18 protein-coding genes are annotated in these 18,264 nt (G+C 67.5%); 7 read left to right on the top strand and 11 right to left on the bottom strand.

Going from position 1 to position 18,264, the window contains the following annotated elements; genetic code table 11:
• The first annotated feature begins 41 nt into the window (after positions 1-41).
• From N7607_RS08880 to N7607_RS08855, 6 genes are read left to right on the top strand one after another with little or no spacing between them, the layout of a single operon-like run.
• Positions 42-449 (top strand): beta-hydroxyacyl-ACP dehydratase, encoded by a 408-nt coding sequence (locus N7607_RS08880; protein ID WP_279868847.1) that lies wholly within the window; start codon positions 42-44, stop codon positions 447-449.
• A complete protein-coding gene (locus N7607_RS08875; RefSeq protein ID WP_279868849.1) occupies positions 442-1,326 on the top strand; it encodes an ABC transporter ATP-binding protein in 885 nt (294 codons plus the stop codon). Before N7607_RS08880 ends, N7607_RS08875 begins: the two co-directional genes overlap by 8 nt.
• Complete coding sequence (locus N7607_RS08870) at positions 1,323-2,507, top strand: ABC transporter permease (protein WP_279868850.1); 1,185 nt, start codon at positions 1,323-1,325, stop codon at positions 2,505-2,507. The genes N7607_RS08875 and N7607_RS08870 overlap by 4 nt, the downstream gene beginning before the upstream one ends.
• A complete protein-coding gene (locus tag N7607_RS08865; RefSeq protein WP_279868852.1) occupies positions 2,492-2,755 on the top strand; it encodes an acyl carrier protein in 264 nt (87 codons plus the stop codon). Before N7607_RS08870 ends, N7607_RS08865 begins: the two co-directional genes overlap by 16 nt.
• A complete protein-coding gene (locus N7607_RS08860) occupies positions 2,752-3,849 on the top strand; it encodes a beta-ketoacyl synthase N-terminal-like domain-containing protein (protein ID WP_279868854.1) in 1,098 nt (365 codons plus the stop codon). Before N7607_RS08865 ends, N7607_RS08860 begins: the two co-directional genes overlap by 4 nt.
• A complete protein-coding gene (locus N7607_RS08855) occupies positions 3,846-4,403 on the top strand; it encodes a hypothetical protein (RefSeq protein ID WP_279868855.1) in 558 nt (185 codons plus the stop codon). Before N7607_RS08860 ends, N7607_RS08855 begins: the two co-directional genes overlap by 4 nt.
• A 185-nt stretch (positions 4,404-4,588) precedes the next feature.
• Here N7607_RS08855 and N7607_RS08850 read toward each other — a convergent pair whose 3' ends face one another.
• The 4 genes from N7607_RS08850 to N7607_RS08835 are packed head-to-tail and all read right to left on the bottom strand — an operon-like array spanning position 4,589 to position 8,091.
• Complete coding sequence (locus N7607_RS08850; protein ID WP_279868943.1) at positions 4,589-5,602, bottom strand: BtrH N-terminal domain-containing protein; 1,014 nt, start codon at positions 5,600-5,602, stop codon at positions 4,589-4,591.
• Complete coding sequence (locus N7607_RS08845; RefSeq protein WP_279868942.1) at positions 5,599-6,006, bottom strand: hypothetical protein; 408 nt, start codon at positions 6,004-6,006, stop codon at positions 5,599-5,601. The genes N7607_RS08850 and N7607_RS08845 overlap by 4 nt, the downstream gene beginning before the upstream one ends.
• On the bottom strand, positions 5,996-7,153 hold the full coding sequence (locus N7607_RS08840; RefSeq protein WP_279868941.1) for a beta-ketoacyl-ACP synthase III: 1,158 nt from the start codon (positions 7,151-7,153) through the stop codon (positions 5,996-5,998). Before N7607_RS08840 ends, N7607_RS08845 begins: the two co-directional genes overlap by 11 nt.
• 20 nt (positions 7,154-7,173) lie before the next feature.
• Positions 7,174-8,091, bottom strand: a complete 918-nt coding sequence (locus tag N7607_RS08835) for a dialkylrecorsinol condensing enzyme (RefSeq protein ID WP_279868940.1) — start codon at positions 8,089-8,091, stop codon at positions 7,174-7,176.
• A gap of 32 nt (positions 8,092-8,123) precedes the next feature.
• Here N7607_RS08835 and N7607_RS08830 point away from each other — a divergent pair, with 32 nt between their 5' ends.
• Complete coding sequence (locus N7607_RS08830) at positions 8,124-8,555, top strand: DUF2141 domain-containing protein (RefSeq protein WP_279868939.1); 432 nt, start codon at positions 8,124-8,126, stop codon at positions 8,553-8,555.
• Here N7607_RS08830 and N7607_RS08825 read toward each other — a convergent pair.
• The 7 genes from N7607_RS08825 to N7607_RS08795 all read right to left on the bottom strand — a co-directional run bounded on the left by N7607_RS08825 (position 8,552) and on the right by N7607_RS08795 (position 18,158).
• A complete protein-coding gene (locus N7607_RS08825) occupies positions 8,552-9,091 on the bottom strand; it encodes a lipocalin family protein (protein WP_279868938.1) in 540 nt (179 codons plus the stop codon). The genes N7607_RS08830 and N7607_RS08825 overlap by 4 nt on opposite strands.
• 74 nt (positions 9,092-9,165) lie before the next feature.
• Positions 9,166-9,420, bottom strand: a complete 255-nt coding sequence (locus N7607_RS08820; protein WP_279868937.1) for a hypothetical protein — start codon at positions 9,418-9,420, stop codon at positions 9,166-9,168.
• 111 nt (positions 9,421-9,531) lie between these two features.
• A complete protein-coding gene (locus N7607_RS08815) occupies positions 9,532-10,134 on the bottom strand; it encodes a DUF924 domain-containing protein (RefSeq protein ID WP_279868935.1) in 603 nt (200 codons plus the stop codon).
• 2 nt (positions 10,135-10,136) lie between these two features.
• Positions 10,137-11,147 carry a class 1 fructose-bisphosphatase gene (locus tag N7607_RS08810; protein WP_279868933.1) on the bottom strand — a complete coding sequence of 337 codons (1,011 nt, stop codon included), beginning with the start codon at positions 11,145-11,147 and terminating at the stop codon, positions 10,137-10,139.
• Positions 11,148-11,297: 150 nt separating this feature from the next.
• The gene (locus N7607_RS08805; RefSeq protein ID WP_279868931.1) at positions 11,298-13,115 is read right to left on the bottom strand and encodes an autotransporter domain-containing SGNH/GDSL hydrolase family protein; all 1,818 of its coding nucleotides are present in this window, start codon (positions 13,113-13,115) and stop codon (positions 11,298-11,300) included.
• 94 nt (positions 13,116-13,209) lie between these two features.
• Positions 13,210-14,553 (bottom strand): DUF3999 domain-containing protein, encoded by a 1,344-nt coding sequence (locus tag N7607_RS08800; RefSeq protein WP_279868929.1) that lies wholly within the window; start codon positions 14,551-14,553, stop codon positions 13,210-13,212.
• On the bottom strand, positions 14,550-18,158 hold the full coding sequence (locus tag N7607_RS08795) for a DUF2339 domain-containing protein (protein WP_279868928.1): 3,609 nt from the start codon (positions 18,156-18,158) through the stop codon (positions 14,550-14,552). The genes N7607_RS08800 and N7607_RS08795 overlap by 4 nt, the downstream gene beginning before the upstream one ends.
• Positions 18,159-18,264 lie beyond the last annotated feature (106 nt).

The raw sequence follows: 18,264 nt of genomic DNA, 5'->3' as shown, positions 1-18,264 counted from the left end.
CCTCTGATACACTGCCGGCCTCTTCAGTTCCGGCGTACGCAATGGACCGCACCCAACTGCACAGCCTGCTGCCACACCAGGGCCAAGCCCTGTGGCTGGATGCCCTGCTCGGCCATGACGCCGGCCGCATCGAGGGGCTGTCCGCCTGGCATCACCTGGACGCCTTCGGCAACGACGCTTCGCCCTGTCTGCTGTTCGAGGCTGCGGCCCAGCTGTGCGCCGCGCATGGTGCCCTATATGGCGAGGATAACGCCATCGACATGGCCCTGGTGGGCAAGCTGTCGCAGTTGCAGCTGCACTTCGAGCCGCAACACCGCGAGGGCGCGCTGCATGTCGCCGCCAGCCAGGAGGCGCTGAGCCCGGCCGGCGCGCTCTACGCCTTCAGCATCCACGCCGAGCAGCGCCTGCTGCTGGACGGCAAGCTCCTGCTGGTGCTGATCCGTGCTTGAACTGAACGACATCGTCCATCGCTATCCCGGCGCCGACACCCCGGCCCTGCAGGGCATCGACCTGCAGCTGCAGGCCGGCCAGTGCCTGGGCCTGCTCGGCAGCAATGGCGCCGGCAAGACCACCCTGCTCTCCCTGCTGGCCGGCGTATTGCCGCTGCAGCAGGGCGAAATCCGCTGGGATGGCAAGCGCAGCCTCGGCCTGGTGCCGCAGCAGCTGGCCTTCTACGCCGAACTCAAGGTGCGCGAGAACCTCGAACTGTTCGCCGACCTGTATCGCCTGCGCGGCGCCGAACGCGCCCGCCGCCTGGAGCTGTGCATCGCCAGCACCGCCCTGGAGGGCAAGCTGCAACGCCGCGCCGCGCGCCTGTCCGGCGGCGAGCAACGGCGGCTGAACTTCGCCATCGGCCTGCTGCAGCCGGCGCGCCTGTACCTGTTCGACGAGGCCACGGTCGGCGTCGACGCCGCCAGCCGCCAACTGCTGCTGGGCGCCGTCGAGCGCCTGACCAGCGAAGGCCACGCGGTGATCTACACCAGCCACTACCTCGACGAAATCGAGCGCGTGGCCCAGCGCATCGTCCTGCTCCACGAGGGCCGCGTGCGCCTGGACCTGGACAGCCGCCAGTTGCTCGGCGACGGCCACGGCCTGCTGTTGGAGTGGCAGAACGAAGAGCCCGCCGGCCTGCGCGACCTGCTGAGCAAACTGCATCTGGACGCCGAAGCACTGCCAGGCGGCCTGCGCATCGCCGCGCTGGATGGCCCGCAGCTGCTGGAGATCACCCGCTTCCTCGCCGAGCGCCCCGAGCTGCCGCATCTGCTGCGCTTCGGCCGACCCTCGCTGGAGCAGCTCTACCTGCGCCTCAACGGAGGCCGCCTATGAGACTGCGGGCCCTGGTGCGCAAGGAATTCCTGCTGATACTGCGCGACCCGCATGCATTGGCCGTGCTGTTCATCATGCCGACCCTGTTCCTGGTGCTGATGGCCGGCGCCATGTCCAACTACCTGCAGGACAAGCCGCCGGCGCTGCGCCTGGTGCTGGAAGCGCCGCAGGCCAGTGCCTACGAGGAAGTGTTCCGAGCAGCCCTGCAAGCCCAGCTGCCCGGCAGCGAACTGCTGCCGCAGGGCGATGCACGCAGCGCCAGGATCAGCCTGCCCGCCGACTTCAGCGAGACCCTGCTGGACGACGAGCGCCAGGGCCTGGCCCTGAGCTTCCCACCGCAACTGGACAAGCTGTCGCGCCAGCACCTGCGTGGCGCCGTGCGCATCGCCCTGGCGCAGACCCGACTGCTCGCCTTCCTCGAAGACAGTGGCGACCTAGACGCCAGCCTGCCGCTGGCCGAACGCCTGGCCCTGGTGCAGCAACGCACCCAGAGCCAGATCGAGGAACACGAGCTGCTGGCCAGCGGCGACCTCAGCGGCCGCGCCAACGCCAGCCAGCTGAGCGTGCCGGCCTGGCTGATCTTCGGCATGTTCTTCGTCGCCCTGCCGATGGCCGGCGGCTTCCAGCGCGAGCAGCAGAGAGGCGCGCTGCTGCGCTTCCGTGCCCTCGACCTCAGCCTGGCCACTCTGGCCCTGAGCAAGCTGCTGCCCTACTTCGCCATCAACCTGGTGCAGTTCGCCCTATTGCTGAGCATCGGCGTGCACGGCCTGCCGCTGCTCGGCCTGCAGGGTCTGTCCCTGCCTGGCAGCCCGGCGGGCTATGTGCTGCTCGCCATCAGCCTGAGCCTGGCCACCTGCGGCCTCGGCCTACTCCTGGCGGCGCTAGCGCGCAGCGCCGAGCAGGCGTTGTTGCTCGGCGGCGGGATCAATATCATCCTCGCCGCACTGGGCGGCATCATGGTGCCGAAGAGCGTGATGCCGGCGGCCATGGGCCAGCTGGCCGAGGTCTCGCCAATGAGCTGGGCGTTGGACGCCTTCCTCACCCTGCTGGTGGGCCAGGGTTCGCTCGCCGACGTCGCCCCCTACTGTTTCCGCCTGCTGCTGATGGCTGCCCTGCTGGGCGGCGGTGGCTGGCTTCTGTTCCGCAGACGAGTGCAGCAAACGCAATGGACGAACGACTAGAACAACAACTCAAGCAACTGCTGATTCGTGAGTGCGACAAGGAAGACGACATCGACTGGCAGAGCATCGCCGACGATGAGCCGCTGTTCGGCGCCAAGAGCCGCGTGCAGATGGACAGCCTGGACGCCCTGCAGGTGTCGCTGGCCCTGCAGCAGCACTACGGCGTGCGCATCGAGGGCGCCAAGGACGGGCGCAAGATCCTCGCCAGCATCGCCGATATCGCCGCCTTTATCCGCAGCCAGCGATGACCCCGGTCTACCTGCAGCGCGGCGCCCTGCACAGCGCCCTGGGCACCGACCTGTTTGATGCCGCGAGCAACCTGCTGGCCGACCGCCGACCGCAGCCGACGCCCTTCCAGCTGCACGAACTGCAGCAACCGCGCCCCTATTTCGCTGTCGCCAATGACGAGACACTGGATGCGCGCCTGGACCGCCTGCTGGGCGAGACCCTGGGCGATACGCCGGCCGGCGACTGCCTGCTGATCGTCGCCAGCACCGCGCTGGATATCACCGAACTGGAGACGCGGGTTGCCGAAGAAGGCGGCTTTCGCTTCGAGCACTCCACGCCGCTGGACCTGATGGCCGAGCGGCTGCGCCTGCGCCACGGATTCCTGGAAGCCTTCACCCTCAACACCGCCTGCACCAGCGCCGCCAATGGCCTGCTGTATGGCGCGCGCCTGCTCGCCAGCGGTGACTACAAACAAGTACTGGTGCTGGCCTTCGAGACGCCCAGCGCCATCGCCCAACAGGGCTTCGGCGCCCTCGACCTGACCAGCCCTAGCGGCGCCTATCGGCCCTTCCATCCCGAGCGCGACGGCCTGGTGCTGGGCGAATGCTACTGCGCCACGCTGCTCGGCCGCGAACCCGGCCCTGCGCTACTGGCGAAGCTGCTTGGCGGCTTCAGCGCCTGCGACACCAGCAGCCTGACCACTACCCGCGAGGACGGCAGCCATATCGACTGGGTGATGCGGCGCGCGCTAGAGACGGCCGGCGTCAGGGCCGGGCAGATCGGCCTGGCCAAATTGCACGGCACCGCCACCGGCGCCAACGACCTGGCCGAGAGCGCCGGCATGCGCCTGCTCTACCCTGAAGCGCTGCCGCCGCTGGCCGTGCTCAAGCCCTGGCTCGGCCACACCCTCGGCGCTTGCGGCGTGAGTGAAACCCTGCTGTTGCTCGCCGCCCTGCGCCAGGGTGCACTACCAGCGCTGGACTATGCCGGCGAGGCGCTGCTGCCGCTGCCCACCGAGCCGACGATGATCGCGCCAGACGCTCTGCTGCTGGCCAACTTCTTCGGCTTTGGCGGCAACAATGCCAGCCTGGTACTGCAGGGAATCAGCCAATGAATGTCATCGCAGCCAGCGAAATCCACGGCAGCGCCGCCCTCGACGACAAGGCGCTGAAGGCCGCGCTCAGCCAGTACCTGAGCAGCCCGCCACGGCGCATCGACCGCCTGATCTTCCAGGCCCTGCTCGGCGCCGCCCTGCTCAAGGAGCATGTGCGCAGCGACTGCGGCCTGTACCTGGCCTCGCGCCACCCGGCGCGGCCGACCATGGGCGCGTTGCTCGACGCCGTGTGCGTGCAGCAGCGTCAACCCAAGCCCTTCGAGTTCGTCAACAGCGTGAGCAACGCCGCCGGCTTCCACGTCGCCCAGCAGTTGGGGCTGGAAGGACCCAACCTGTTCGTCGGCGCCGGGCCACGAGTGTGGCCGCAGCTGCAGCGGTTGGCCGCGCTGGACCTGGCCGATGGCCTGGTCAGTCAGACGCTGCTGGTGGTGGTCGAGGACCTGGGGGATTTTCGTGTGCAGGCGGTGCTGCTGGAGGGCACTGCGCCGGCCGCGTCGGCAGATGATTTTGCCGCGCTGACGGCGGGCATCGCGGTCAGGCGGCTCAGCCTGTAGGTGGATGCAACCCGCTGAAGATGCCAGGGCGCGGATTGCGCCTGAACCTCCCCTCTCCCCCCGGGAGAGGGGCCGGGGGTGAGGGATGGGGTGCCAGGTGGCGCTGCCCCTCACCCCAGCCCTCTCCCGGAGGGAGAGGGAGTTGTTCCTAGCGGCCTTGACCACGAGTGGGATGGCTGGCGTCGTCAACCCTTGCGTTTGCTCCAGGCGCCCAGCTCCTGCATCAGCGCCCGCTCCTGGCCGGCGATGCCGCGCAGCATCTCGGCAATGGGATGGAAGTCCGGCGCCTCGCCCTTGCTGCGGCTGGCGCGCACGCAGGCCGAGGCGAACTGGCGCCAGTCGTCGCCGATGGCGGTCAGGCGCGTTGATGCCTCGCCCAGTTCGGCGGCGCCAATCCTCTCGCCGGCCTCCTGCAGGAAGCTGGCGTACATGAAGCGGAAGCCGGCGCCGCCGGTGCCGATCTCTTCCTGCATGCGCACGATATGGGTCAGGTACAGGCGGTTGTACTTGCTCTGCGCCGGATCGAGGTTTTCGACCTGCTTGGCCAGATACTGGATGCCGCGAATGCCGATCCACGGCAGCGGCATGCCATCGAGGATGCGCGTGGTGCCGAGCACGGCCTGGCGGATCAGTTTCTCCCAGTCCTGCTCCTGCGGCACCTCGTCGAGCCAGTACATCAGGCCCTTGGCCGCCAGCGCTCCCTTGGCGAAGCGTGCCTTCTGCAGGTCGGCAGCGGCGCAGCGCACCGGCTGCTCGAACACCGGGTCGCTGATCAGGTATTCGTCGCCGTCGCGGCCGTAGGCCAGCAGGTTGTGGGCGTTGAAGTGGAAGCGCATCTCCGGCGGGAAGTACGGCAGCCAGAATACCGAGCTCTGCAGGCCGGCCAGGCGGCCCTGGTCGAGCAGCGCATCCAGCTCGCGGCGGCCCTGCTCGGGGTTGCCGAAGGTGCGGCTGTTGAGGCGCGCGCCGAGGCGTTTGCTCAGGGTCTTGATCAGGTGCCTGGGCGGCATGCGATAGGCAATCAACGGCATGCCACTGAGCTTCACGATTGGCAGGTAGGCGAAGGCCAGGCCCGAAGCCAGGCCGAAGGCCATCGGTTCGCTCATCGGCAGGCCGGCGTGGCTCAGCAGGCTGGCCATCACCCCGCTCTCGCAGTGGGCGCTCTGGCGGTGCTGGAAATGCGGTTCGAAGCTGCTCATGCCAGGGCCTTCTGGTAGCCGATCAGTTGTTCCACCGGCAGGCCGAAGGCTTCGGCATAACGGGCGAGGATAGAGGTGTTCAGGCGCCGGTAGATGGCCGGACGGAAATGCCGGCGGATGCGCCACTGGAACAGCCCGGTGATCTGCGCCAGCGCCGGCTCGTCCAGGCGGTAGCGGTACATCAGGCACTTCAGCGGCGACAGCTCGCCGCGCTGCCAGGCCGCCTCGGCGTCGGCCTCCTGGGCCTCCAGCTCGGCCACGGCCAGTTGGGTGGCGTAGGCCTCGGTGTCCCAGCCGTCGCTCTGCGCCCGCTGGTAGTGGCCCTCGGCGTCCACGGCGTAGACCAGCTTGCTGTGGCCGCCGTAGGTGGAGCTGTGATCCTGGGGAACCTCGTCAAGCTTCATCGCCGACCACCGTCAGATGCATGAACGCGCTGGAGAAACGCCCGCTTTCGGGCACGTAGCAGAGCAGACGTTCGCCGCTGCGCAGGCGGCCGCAGTTGAACAGTTCTTCGAGGATGATGAAGATCGAGGCGGCGCCGGTGTTGCCCTTGCTGGTCAGGTTGGTGAACCAGCGCTCCTGGGGAATCGGCAGGTCGGCCTCGGCCAGGCCCACCGCCAGCGGCTCGCGGAAGAACTCGGAGGAATAGTGCGGCAGGAAGTGGTCGATGTCCGCCACGCGCAGGTCACGCTTGTGCAGGATGCGCCTGAGCGCCTCGACCACGGTGTACTTGACGATGTTGTCGTTGAGCAGTTTGACGTCCTGCTTGATCGCCATCACCGAACGGCGGTTGCGCTCGTCGGCGTCGAAACGGCTCCAGCCGGTCAGGCCGTCCTCCGCCTTCTCCGCGCCGGCATACATGCACGGCGGCATCTGGTCGGCGAAGGAGAGGATGTCGATCCAGTCGATGCGCAGGCTCAGGCCGCCGGCGTTGGGCTGGCCCTGCAGCCACACGGCGCCGGCGCCGTCAGAGAGCATCCAGCGCAGAAAGTCCTTCTCGAAGGCGATCTCCGGGTGGGTCTCCAGTTCGGCGGCGCGGCGCTCGTACTCGGCGTCGAAGTTGTGCGCCTGCATCAGCGCGGAGGCCACCTCGGAGCCACAGGCCACCGCATTGCGGCTCTCGCCACTGGCAACGCTGAGCCAGGCGTACTTCAGCGCGGTCATGCCGCACAGGCAGATGCCGGCGGTGGTCACCACCTCGCCGGGCGGGCTGCCCAGCTCGCCGTGCACCATCACCGCATGGCCGGGCATGGTCTGGTCCGGCGACGAGGTGCTGGCCACCAGGCAGTCCAGCTCATTCAGATCGAAGCCCGGCGCCTGCAGGTTGCGGATGGCGGCGGCGCTGATCTGCGCGTTGCTCATCGCCTGCTGGCCGCTAGCGGGGTCGATCACGTAGTGGCGATTCTGGATGCCATTGCGCTTGAGCACCAGGCGCCGCGCCCGCGACGGCTGGCCGCCGACGAAGCCCAGGCGCTCCTCCATCTGCTCGTTGTCGACCGGGTCGAACGGCAGGTAGGCGCTGATGCGGTTGATGAAAACGGGATTGGCCACGTTGAATTCCTCGGGTCACTTCACTCGCCGGACGGGCCGGCGAAGTAGGCCTTTTCACGCAACGTCCGTTCCCTGGACAGCGGAGCCAGCAATTTCTTGAGCAGGGCGCCGAGCGGCACCACGGTAACGATCAGGCACAGCAGGAAGACGATGTAGACCACCAGGCCGGCGCCACGACGACGGCTCTGCTGCGGGCCGAGGGCGGAGAGCAGGCGGCTCCACAACTGGAAGCTGCGGTTGCCGACCTTCTCGCTGCCGATCAGCTTCTCGTCGATGCGCACGGCGCCGAGGCCCTTGAGCATGGGCTCGGTGATGGTCTGCGTGTCGCGGGTCAGGCGCTGCACCATGGCCTCGCCGAAGCGGCTGGCGGCGACGATCTCGCCCTCCTCGATGCCGGCACGCGGTACCCAGGAATAGGGTTTCTGCCGGCCGGTGAACATCCACAGCGGCGTGGCCAGGAAGCTCGCGGCGGTGCCGCAGGCGTCGGTCAGGGCGATATTGTCGACCAGGCGCGCGCCCAGCTCGGCCAGCTTGGCCTTGACCTTCTCCTGGGCCATCAGCCACATGTTGCGGCAGCCGATCAGGGTCACTACCGGGGTGTCCTTGAGCAGACTGGCCGCCTCGGGCGAGGCGAGGAAACTGGTCAGCGGCAGCGACGGCGAGAGGAACCACACCTGGTAGGCAAGAATCACAAGGTCGTAGCGCTTGCCGGCATCCACCTGCAGCGGCAACAGCGGCTGCGGGCGCATTAGCACGGTTTCGGGGAAGATGCGGAAGAAGCCGAGGAACGGCCAGGGGAAGGGAAAAGGCTGGGCCGGCTGCAGTGCGAGATGGTCGACCTGAACGCCGTCGGCTTTCTCCAGCGGAGCGCATACCGACTGGGTCAGCCGCCCCAACTGGCCGGTTTGTGAAAAATGGACCACTAAAACCTGACGCATCCCTTGCCTATTCCCTGCAGAATGGCCGGATTATGCCACAGCGATTTCTTCAAACCGTAACCTGGCCATGCCTGCTGGCGCTGCTGTTCGTCAGTTCACAGACGGTCGCCGGGGACATTCTGGTCAGGGTCGAGGGCAAACAGGCCAATGCCCCCGTGCACCTGGCCCTGCTCTCCGCCGACCAACCCGACTGGAACGGCTCCATCCTGCGCCAGATCCAGGGCGAGGACGGCGAACTGCGCCTGCGCGACCTGCCGCCGGGACGCTATGCCGTGCAGCTGTTCCAAGACCTGGACGGCAACGGCACGCTGGCGCTGAGCCCGCGCGGCATACCGCGGGAGCCGGTCGGTTTCTCGACCAACCCGACATTGCTCAAAGGCAAGCCGACGCCCGCGCAGTGCCTGTTCGAGCACGGCAGCGGCGATACCCTGATCACGGTGAAGCTGCGCAGCAAGAAGCGCTAGTCGGCGCGCCAAATTAGCTCGCTGGTGTCGTAGCCACGAGATTTGGCCTCGGTCAGCAGGCGCTCGCGCACCTCGTTGCTGACTTGCGGCTTGCGCGACAGCAGCCACAGGTACTCGCGATTCGGATGGCCGACCAGCGCGACGCTGTAGTCTTCCTCGAGATATAGCACCCAGTAGTCGCCCTTGCTCAGGCCGGGGAAGAGCTTGCTGAACCAGTTGTCGAAGCGCACCCACAGCTTGTCGGTGTGCCCCGCCTGCTGCAGCTCGGCCTGACCGTTCGCCTCCTGCCACTCGCCATCCTCGGTACGGCAACGGTTGGTCACCGCTACGCGACCGTCATCCTGCAGGCGGTAGTGCGCCTCCGAGGCAACACAGTGACGCTGAAAGAACATCGGCAGGCGGGCCAGTTCGTACCAGGCGCCCTGGTAGCGCTGCAGGTCGACCCGGCCCGCGGTCTGCGGCGGATCGTCCGGCTCGCCGGAGCCGGCGCAGCCGATCAGGGTGAACAACAGCAGGGAAAGCAGGATTGGGCGCATAACGGGTTCTCCTTCGGGCCTGTGCGCTTTCGACCACGATCCAGGCCGAAGGAGCGAGTTATCTCGCCGCAACCTTATTTCAGGCCCTGGCCAGAGAACATCATCACCTTGTCGCCGGCGAACTGGACACTGATGAAGGTCTTCTCGTCGCCCCAGGTGCAGCTGGTCAGGCCGATGGCGCCGGAACACTCGGTGGGGCTGCCCAGCAGGCTCTCCACCTCGGCCTTGGGCATGCCGGCCTTGAGCTTCGAATAGTTGTCCTGGTTGATCTTGCTGCAGGCGGCGAGCAGGACACAGGCGGCGAGGATGGCGAAGTTGCGCAGCGACATGGGGGACTCCAGAGGAAGGAAAACTGCGAGAGAGCTTGGCACAGGACGCGACCGATTGCGCCTCTGCGCCCCTCGAACCGGCGCGCAGTTCGCGAGTGGCGAATGCGTGGCCTAGAAGCGCGAGCCCGGTTGTTCGAGAAACGCCAGCTCCTCAGCCGTAGAGGTACGTCCGAGGCTGTCGTTGCGATGCGGGAAGCGGCCAAAGCGGCGGATCACCTGGCGGTGGCGCTCGGCGTAATCCAGATAGCCATCGAATGGCGCGCGCTGGTCGGCGGGAACCTGCTCGCGCAATGCGGCGAAACGCGCGGCCGCCTCATCCTGCAAGGCGAGGTCTTCGGCGTGCTCCAGCACCAGATAGGGAAATACCCGACAGATCGCCGGCAGGCGGGTATCCAGACCCAGTTCCAAGCCTTGACGAACCAGCGCTTGCGCGCGGACATCGCCAGAGAAGGCTTGCGGAGTAGAGCGATGGATCATCCGCGGCAACTGGTCCAGCAGCAGGATCAACGCCAGCCAGCCTTGCGGCAGCTCGGCCCAGTCTTGCAAAGCGCCGGCGAGAGCAGCTGCGCAGGGCTCGCCGAACAGCCGGCGGGCCTCGTCGTCCTGCTCGGCGCGGTAGCCGAACCACAATCCCTGGCGGTTGGCAGCCACGACGCTGGCGGCGGCTTCGGTATCACCGAACCACCAGTCCAGCAGCGGCTGCCAGGCGCTCATGGTCAAGCCTTGTGGTAGCCGGTGACGCGCTCGACTTCTTCCTTGGAGCCGAGGAACACCGCCACGCGCTGGTGCAGCGACTCCGGCTGGATGTCGAGGATGCGCTGGGTGCCGTTGGTGGCGGCGCCGCCGGCCTGCTCGATAAGCATCGACATCGGGTTGGCCTCGTACATCAGGCGCAGCTTGCCCGGCTTCTCCGGCTCGCGGGCATCGCGCGGGTACATGAACAGGCCGCCACGGGTGAGGATGCGATGCACGTCGGCCACCATGGAGGCGATCCAGCGCATGTTGTAGTTCTTGCCCAGCGGGCCTTCCTTGCCGGCCAGCAGCTCGGAAACATAGCCCTGCACCGGGGCTTCCCAATGGCGCTGGTTGGACATGTTGATAGCGAACTCGGCAGTGCTCTCCGGCACGCGGATGTTGTCGTGGGTGAGCACGAAGCTGCCCATCTCGCGATCCAGGGTGAAGCCCATGACGCCATCGCCGAGGGTCAGCATCAGCATGGTCTGCGGGCCGTAGATGGCGTAACCGGCGGCAACCTGCTTGGTGCCCGGCTGGAGGAAGGCCTTCTCGTCCAGGCTGTCGTTCTGGCTCAGGTATTCGTCCGGGCAGCGCAGCACGGAGAAGATGGTGCCGACCGAGACGTTGACGTCGATGTTGCTGGAGCCGTCCAGCGGGTCGAACACCAGCAGGTAGGCGCCCTTCGGATACTTGCCGGGGATCTGGTAGGCGTTGTCCATCTCTTCGGAGGCCATGCCGGCCAGGTGGCCGCCCCACTCATTGGCTTCGAGGAGGATCTCGTTGGAGATCACGTCGAGCTTCTTCTGCACCTCGCCCTGCACGTTCTCGGTGCCCATGCTGCCGAGCACGCCGCCGAGGGCGCCCTTGGACACGGCATGGCTGATTTCCTTGCACGCGCGCGCGACCACCTCGATGAGGAAACGCAGGTCGGCCGGGGTGTTGTGACTGCGGGTCTGTTCGATCAGGTAGCGGCTGAGGGTGACGCGCGACATGGAGGAGCTCCGGGAACTGGGAAAAATCGGCGGCAGTTTAACCGTTTGCGCGCGCGGGCGCCTCTGCCGAACCGGACAGCAGATGAGAGGATGGCGACACGGGGGAAGTTCAAAAGCGTGGCCCCGTTGCGGGGCCACGTCATAGAGCGCTTATAGGTCCCAGGACAGGGACAGGTTGATGCCATGCTGGTCGCTGTCGTCGGCGTCGCGGTAGGTGTATGCACCACGGACGGCCATGCCCGGAGCGAGCTTGTGGCTGACGCCGAAGCTGGCGCGCCAGGTCTTGTCGTCCGGGGTGTAGCCATCCAGGGTGTAGCCGATGGTCGGCAGGCTACGCAGGGACATGTCAACTTCGGTGGCGTCGTCCTCGTACTCGCGCTCCATCGCCACTTCGCCGAACAGGCGGGTCTGCTGGTTCAGATCGAACAGCCCCTGCAGGCCGATACCGAGGCGCTTTGAGGTACGTTTCTGATCGTCGTAGTTGAGTGCAGTGGCGCTCTGGCTGTCCTCGGCATAGCCATCGACTTCGACCCGCGCGTAGTCCGCGCTGACGAAGGGGCTCAGGTGCCATTGGCTGTCCGGACTCTGGGCGATGTCGTAGCCGACACGGCCGCTCAGGCTCCACAGGTCGCCGTCGGTATCGGCCTTCTCGCTACGGGTGGTCGGGCCCATGTCGAATTTGCGCTTGATATCGTGATAGTCCAGATAGCCGACACTGGCAGCCAGCTCACCCCACCAGCGATTCTGCTGGTACTGGGCGAAGGCGGTGGTCAGATAGCTGCGCAGGTCGTAGTCGGAGTCGGCCTCGCCGGCTTCCAGGTCCTGCTCGTACAGCCCAGCGGCCAGGCCTACGCGCCAGGCCTCGTCGAGGCGATAGCTGCCGCCGAAGTTGAGGCTGTAACCGTTGCCATCGGCATCGCTCTCGTAGATGTCATAGGTGAGGCGCTGGCCGCCGCCGTTGACGAACGAGCGCCACTGGCCGACTGCCTGCCAGGCCTCAAAATCCGCCTGCCATTGGGCGCGCAGCTGATCCTGGTGCGAACGCAGGGTGCCATGCGCCATTTCCGGCAGCAGGCTGATTTCCCAAGGTGCGGCCAGCAGGGAATAGGCGTAATCGGCGATCAGAGTCTGACCGGCGATGGTCGGGTGCACGCCATCGTTGAACAGCAGCTTGGTCGGGTCGGGGTTGGTGCCGTTGATGCCGTAGATCGGGTTCTGCACCGTGCAGTCATCGAAGCAGGTACCGATAAGGTCCTGGTCGGTAGCCAGGCCGTATTGGCCGGGATTCGCCAGCACCTCGGAGAGCATCAGCGGCACGTTCAGCGGGATGATCTCGGCGTTGACCGTGGACAACTGACGCACCAGCTCATTGTTGAACTCGACGCCCAGTTGCGAGACGGTGGCCGCCAGTCCGCTGCCCGAGAGGGCCGGGGTCTTACCTACATCCGGCAGCAGCCAGACCATGATATGGCGCGCGCCAGCCTGCTGCAGCGCCTGGACGCTGTCGACCAGGCGGCCGGCAGCAGCCTGGGCGGTAGCAGGGCTGGTCACGCGGAACTGCAGGAAATCGTTGCCACCACCAGTAACGTAGTACAGGGCATTAGGGTCTGCGCGCAACCCAGTGCTGGTCAGGTACTCGTTGTTGATCGAGTCGAGAATCTGGTCGGTGCGATAACCGCCTACCGCCCAGTTGCTGCCGCCAGAGTTCGCGGCGGCCAGGCCGTCTTCGCCGAGCCCCAACTGGCCTCCCAGCAGCATGGGCGCCACGGGACCATAGGCTTCACCCGGCAGGTAGCCCGGCCCGACGCGATTGGTAAAGCGCACGGGGCCGTCGGCGTCGGTGAACCAGCCGGCGTCGCTTAGGCTATCGCCGAATACGACCAGGGAAGAGTAGGGCGACGCGTGCAGCGAAAAAGAAGTACCGGCCAGCAGGCAGGCGGCCGCCAACGGAGTCAGTAAGCGCTTCATCGGATTGTCCTTATGATTGTTATTGGACCGGTGGAACGGGGCCGACTCTAACGTGATTTACCACTCATTTCACTAAGCAGTTGACACGGGAGAACTAGTGTTCACTGACTCCTGGCTTGCGCAATAGACTGAAGGCCATGCCGCCAAGCAGGGCTACGCCAGCCAGCAGCACCGCCCACAGGCCGACACGTTTCCAGTCCGCCGCGGACTGCGCCGCGTCGGCCGCATCACGCACGATCTCAGGCACCTCCGTAGGTGCGATGGCGCGACCGAGGCTGGCCAGGCGCTTGGGCTCGTAACCGGGAATCAGGGTGCCCAGCGGCAACGCCGCGGAGCGGGCCGAAGCATCGCCGACAACCAGCCGATAAGGCGCCGAACCGCGGGCGAGGAACACCACCTGGGTACCGCGTACGGCGACCCGCAAACTCGGCGCCTCCTTGTCGAGGCCGCCGCCGCGGGCATCGACGCGCAGACGCAGCTGCTGTACCGGCGTGCCCCATAGCTCGATCTCGTCCTGCAGCACTTCCTTGCCGTCCTGCGGCAGGCGATAGAGCAGTCCGCTGGTCAGCGGCTGCCACTCCAGCTTGCCGGCGCCGCGGGACGAGAGGCTGACCGGCGCCAGCACATTGCCCTCGGGCAACGACACCCGCACACGCTCCAGCGGCAGCGACAGGGGCAGCTCCCAGCTGTACTCGCCGACCTTGCTCGAGGTCGACGCCAGCGGCGCAGACCAGGCCAGCGGCGGCGCCAGGTCCTGGCTCTCGATGCTCACCACGCGCGCGGCCAGCAATGCCGGGGCCTGTTGCGGCGCCTGCCAGAGCAGACGCAAGTAACGCGCCTTGGCGCCCGGTAACTCCACTTCACGCTGCTCGACGCGCTCGTCGGCGAAGCTCAGGCGGGCGATCTGCCCGTCTTCCCAGCGCTGCCAATGCTGCAGGTCGTCGCTGGCCTCGATGGTGAAACGCTGGAAGCCTTCCTGATCGGAGCTCCAGTCCAGCTGCAGGCGGTGCAGCGGCTGGTCGAAGGCGCTGGCGTCGAGCAGCCAGCCACGCAGAATTTGCTCGCCGCTGGCGGAGGAGTCCGGTGCAACCTCCACCAGGGTGCCGCTGGTACCGCGTTGCACGCGGATCGCCGGCGCCGCCTGGGTATCGGCCGCGCCGCGCAGCGGGAACCACTTCACCGCAGCCTCCTGGCGCTTCTCCTCGGGCTGGGCGCTGCCCAGGGTCAGGGCATAGGCCAGCTCCTCACCCTCTGCATTGAGCACCCGCAGGTCGCGCAGGTCGGCGTGGCTGGCGGCCATCTGCACACCGAGCGGCAGCTCCAGGCGATACCAGGGGCCCTCACCCTCCAGCGTCAGTGGCACCTGGGTGGCGTACTCGGCCTGTGCCAGCGGCGCGACGAGCAGGGCCGCGAGGGCGATCGACAAGCATTTGTTCATGCATTCACCTGTGCAGATTCGGGTTTGCGCGGCGGCAGCGGGGCGAAGTAGCCCACCACCAGCAACAGCACGCCGACGCCGATAAAGGAAATGATGCGTTCCAGGCCACCACGGTTGCCCAGTTCGACGAAGAACAGCTTGGCCACCACCACCGCGATCAGCGCCGCGCCCAGCAGCCACAGCTCGCGGCGGCCGCGCAGGTGGCCGAGGATCATCAGCGGCAGGGCGATCAGGGTCCAGACGATGGACAGGCCGGCCTGCACCAGCATGGAATCGAGCAGCGCATCCAGCTCATAGGGCACGCTGCCCCAGTGATGGGCGGCGCGGAACACGCTGGCGGTGAGCACGGCGAACAGCGTCGCACCGGCGACCATCTGCGCGATGCGCTCGCTGTGCGCCGCCAGCCCCAGCTGTGGCAGGCCGGCGCGCAGCCAGCTGTAGATCGCCAGCAGCACCAGCAGCATGCCCAGCTCAAGCGGGTTGAACAGCGGCAGGTAGGGCAGCGGATCGGCGCTGCCGTCGCTGGCGATGTTGGCCAGCCACAGCCAGCCGAGCATCAGCAGCGCCAACGGCGCCGCGGCCAGTACCCGGTATTCGCGCGGGTAGGCTGCCACCGGCCAGGGCCAGGCACGCGGTGCGGCCATCGCCAGGAGGAAGGCGCTCGGCAGCACGGCCCAGCCCAGCCAGCGCCAGGCGTTGTAGTGCTCGGCCAGCAGCATCAGCAGGTAGCGCAACTCCAGCGCCAGTACGCCAAGGATCAGCCAGCAGCCGAGCACATGAGCGGCACTGCGCACGCCTGCCGGCAGCAGCTCGGCCAGACGCTTGAGCGACCACAGGTGAACGGCGAACAGCAGGCCCCAGCCGAGCCAGCCGAAACCGGCCGCCGGATGATAGAGGTGATGAGCCAGGTGCAGCAGAATCACCAGGCCAGCCGGCACCAGCAGGCTGCACAGCATTGCCAGCGAACGCCAGCGCAGGCGCCCGGCCAGCCAGCTCCACAGCGCCACACTGAGCGCCGCCAGCGTCAGCAGCGCGGCGCCCTGCAGATCGACCGCGACGAAGCGCAACACCTCGCTGCTCAGGGCCAGCGCCCACCAACCAGCGCCCCAGGCCAGCAACAGCTGGGACAGGCGCTGCAGGCTCAGACTGCCAAGGGAGCCCGCCTGCTGGCGCAGCAGCGCATGGCGCAAGCGCCAGGCGCCGACCTGCGCGGCCAGGGCCAGCACCAGCGGCGCCCAGAAGCCGGCATGCGCCAGCGGGCGCAGCCCCCCGCTGGGCAGATAACCGAGCAGCAACGGACTGACCGCGAGGAAGGTGACGCCACCGACCACCTGCAGCAGCAGGCCGAACAGGAAGCTGGCGCGCAACTGCAGGCGCAGGCTGAGCCAGATGATCAGCAGGCCCGTACCGGCCCACACCGCCGCGGCACTCTGCCAGGGCAGCACGAACAGCACCGCCAGGTTGACGAACAGCAGGCCGACCAGCATCACCAGCGACAGACCGCGCATCAGGCCGCGGTCCTCGCTGACCAGCTTGTCGCGCACAGCGATCAGCATGCCGGCCACCAGCGCCAGGCCGATCAGCGAGCAGACCATCAGGCCGCGCCAGCCGGAGTCGAGCACGCCCGCGCCATCCGCATCGGCGCCGCGCAGCCGCGCGAGGAACAGCACGCCACCGAGCAACTGGATGGCGAATGCGCTGAACAGGAAGGTCCGCGACTGCAGGCGCAGGCCGGCAAACAGGGTCGCCAGGCCGGCCAGCGCCCAGGCGATGGCCGTGCCTTCCGGGCCCAGGCACAGCGGGGCGATCAGATAGAGGAAGCCCAGCCCGGCAGTCGCCAGCAGCGGCAGGCCACGGCGCTCCCTGGCCCGGCTGACGTCCGCCGGCGCCTGGCGCAGTTGCCAGAAGCTGAACAGCAGCGCCACCCCGAGCATCAGCGCGCCCAGCGGTGCGCCGTCGAGCACCGTGTCGCTGGGGATGGAGAAATCGATCCCGCCGAGGAAGGCCAGCGCCGCCGCGAATTGCAGGAACAAGGCGAAGCTGCGCGCCAGCGGCCGACCCTGGCGCAGGCCCAACCAGTAGATGCCGGCGCCCTCCATCGCCCAGGCGGCGGAGGTCCAGCGCGCGTCCAGGCCCAGCGGAATGGCCAGAGTGGCAAACACCACGCCCAGGGCCAGGCAGGTCTCCATCAGCAGCAATACGTTGCGCCCGCGCAGCAGGCGCGCCAGGACCAGATAGAACAGGCCCAGGCCGAGAGCGCTGAAGGCGGCGGCGAACTCGAGGTGCTGGACGATGGCGTACTGCAGGCCGAAGCCCACCAGTGGCGGGCCGAACAGCACGGTGCCGTCGACATAATCGGCGCGGCCGCGGGACCAGCGCAGCAACTCGTCGCGGCCCTCGGGAGCATCCGCCGCCTCACGCAGCTTGCGCCGGGCGAACAGCAGGCCGATGGCCACGTACATCAGGAAGAACAGCAGCAGGAACGGCTCAGTGCTCCATAACAGCTCTGGCGTGTATGAGCGGATGCCCCAGGCGAAGCCGATGCCGAAGGTACCGACGAAACCGACCAGGTTGAGCAGGCGCCAGGCCTTGAACCAGGCGATAGCAAGGATGCCGGTGTTGAGCAGAATGAAGTAGGAGAACAGCGCCACATGGTTGCCGCTGCCGGTGGAGGTGAGGATCGGCGCGGCGAAACCGCCGAGCGCCGCCGCCACCGCCAGGCCCAGGGCGTTCTGTGCCACGGCGAGGATGGCCGAAAAGGCGGTGACCAGCACCAGCAGGCCGAGCGCCAGCTTGGGATCGAGCAGCGGATGCAGGCGCATGGCGGCGAACACCGTCAGGTACAGCACGGCGATACCAGTGCCCTGCAACATCAGACCGTAGTTCGGATTGCGTCGGCGCAGCCACCAGCCGAGGCCGAGCAAGGCGATGGCGCTGGCCGCCACTCCGGCGTAGCGCAGCTCCACCGGCACCACCATGCCCTCGGTGGCGTAGCGCAGGAGGAAAGCCAGGCCGAGGAACAGCAGCACCACGCCGACCCGCAGCACGGTGTTGCCACCCAGCAGCCAGGCCTTGGCCAGGGCGAAGCCACGCTCGATGGCCGACGGCTCGCGCGGCGGTTCCGGACGCCGCGGCTCGCTGGGGCGTGGCGGAATCTGCGGCAAGGGCGTGACAGGCACCGGAGTCGGGCGCGGCGCTTCGGAGGCAACCTGCGGCGAGGGACTGAGCTGCTCCGGCAGCTCCCAGACCAGCTCTGCAGATTCAGGCTCGGACTCGGCTGCGGTCATCGGTGCAGCCTCAGGCAGCAGCGCGGCGGCAATCGGCTCTGCAGGCACAGGCTGCTCCGCCAGCGGCGTGGCAGCGACGCCAGGCGGCGCGCCCTCCAGCTTGACCAGGCGCTCGTACAGCGCCGTGGTGCCGCGTTCGAAGCGCTCGGCAAAGCCTTTCAGCTCCTTGCGTAGCCGCTCGTTATCCGCCGCCAGCTGCTGCAGGCGCAACGCCTGACCCAGGCCCAACCCCAGCAAGCCGCCAAGCAGGGCGGAGGTTATCGATTCCCCAGCCAGTGCACCGAGCACCAGGCCGACCAGCATGAAGATCCATTGCATGCAGTAATTCCCGAGCCATTGAGGCGAAATCCCTTCCCCGTGCAGCTGACCGAGGGTGGCCGAGTATATCGGCGCAGCGGGGGACACTACCTAGAGACGTAGGCCA

Source organism: Pseudomonas sp. GD04019, assembly GCF_029837695.1.
In the GTDB taxonomy this organism is placed as follows: Bacteria; Pseudomonadota; Gammaproteobacteria; order Pseudomonadales; family Pseudomonadaceae; genus Aquipseudomonas.
This window is presented reverse-complemented; position numbering and strand designations above follow the sequence as displayed.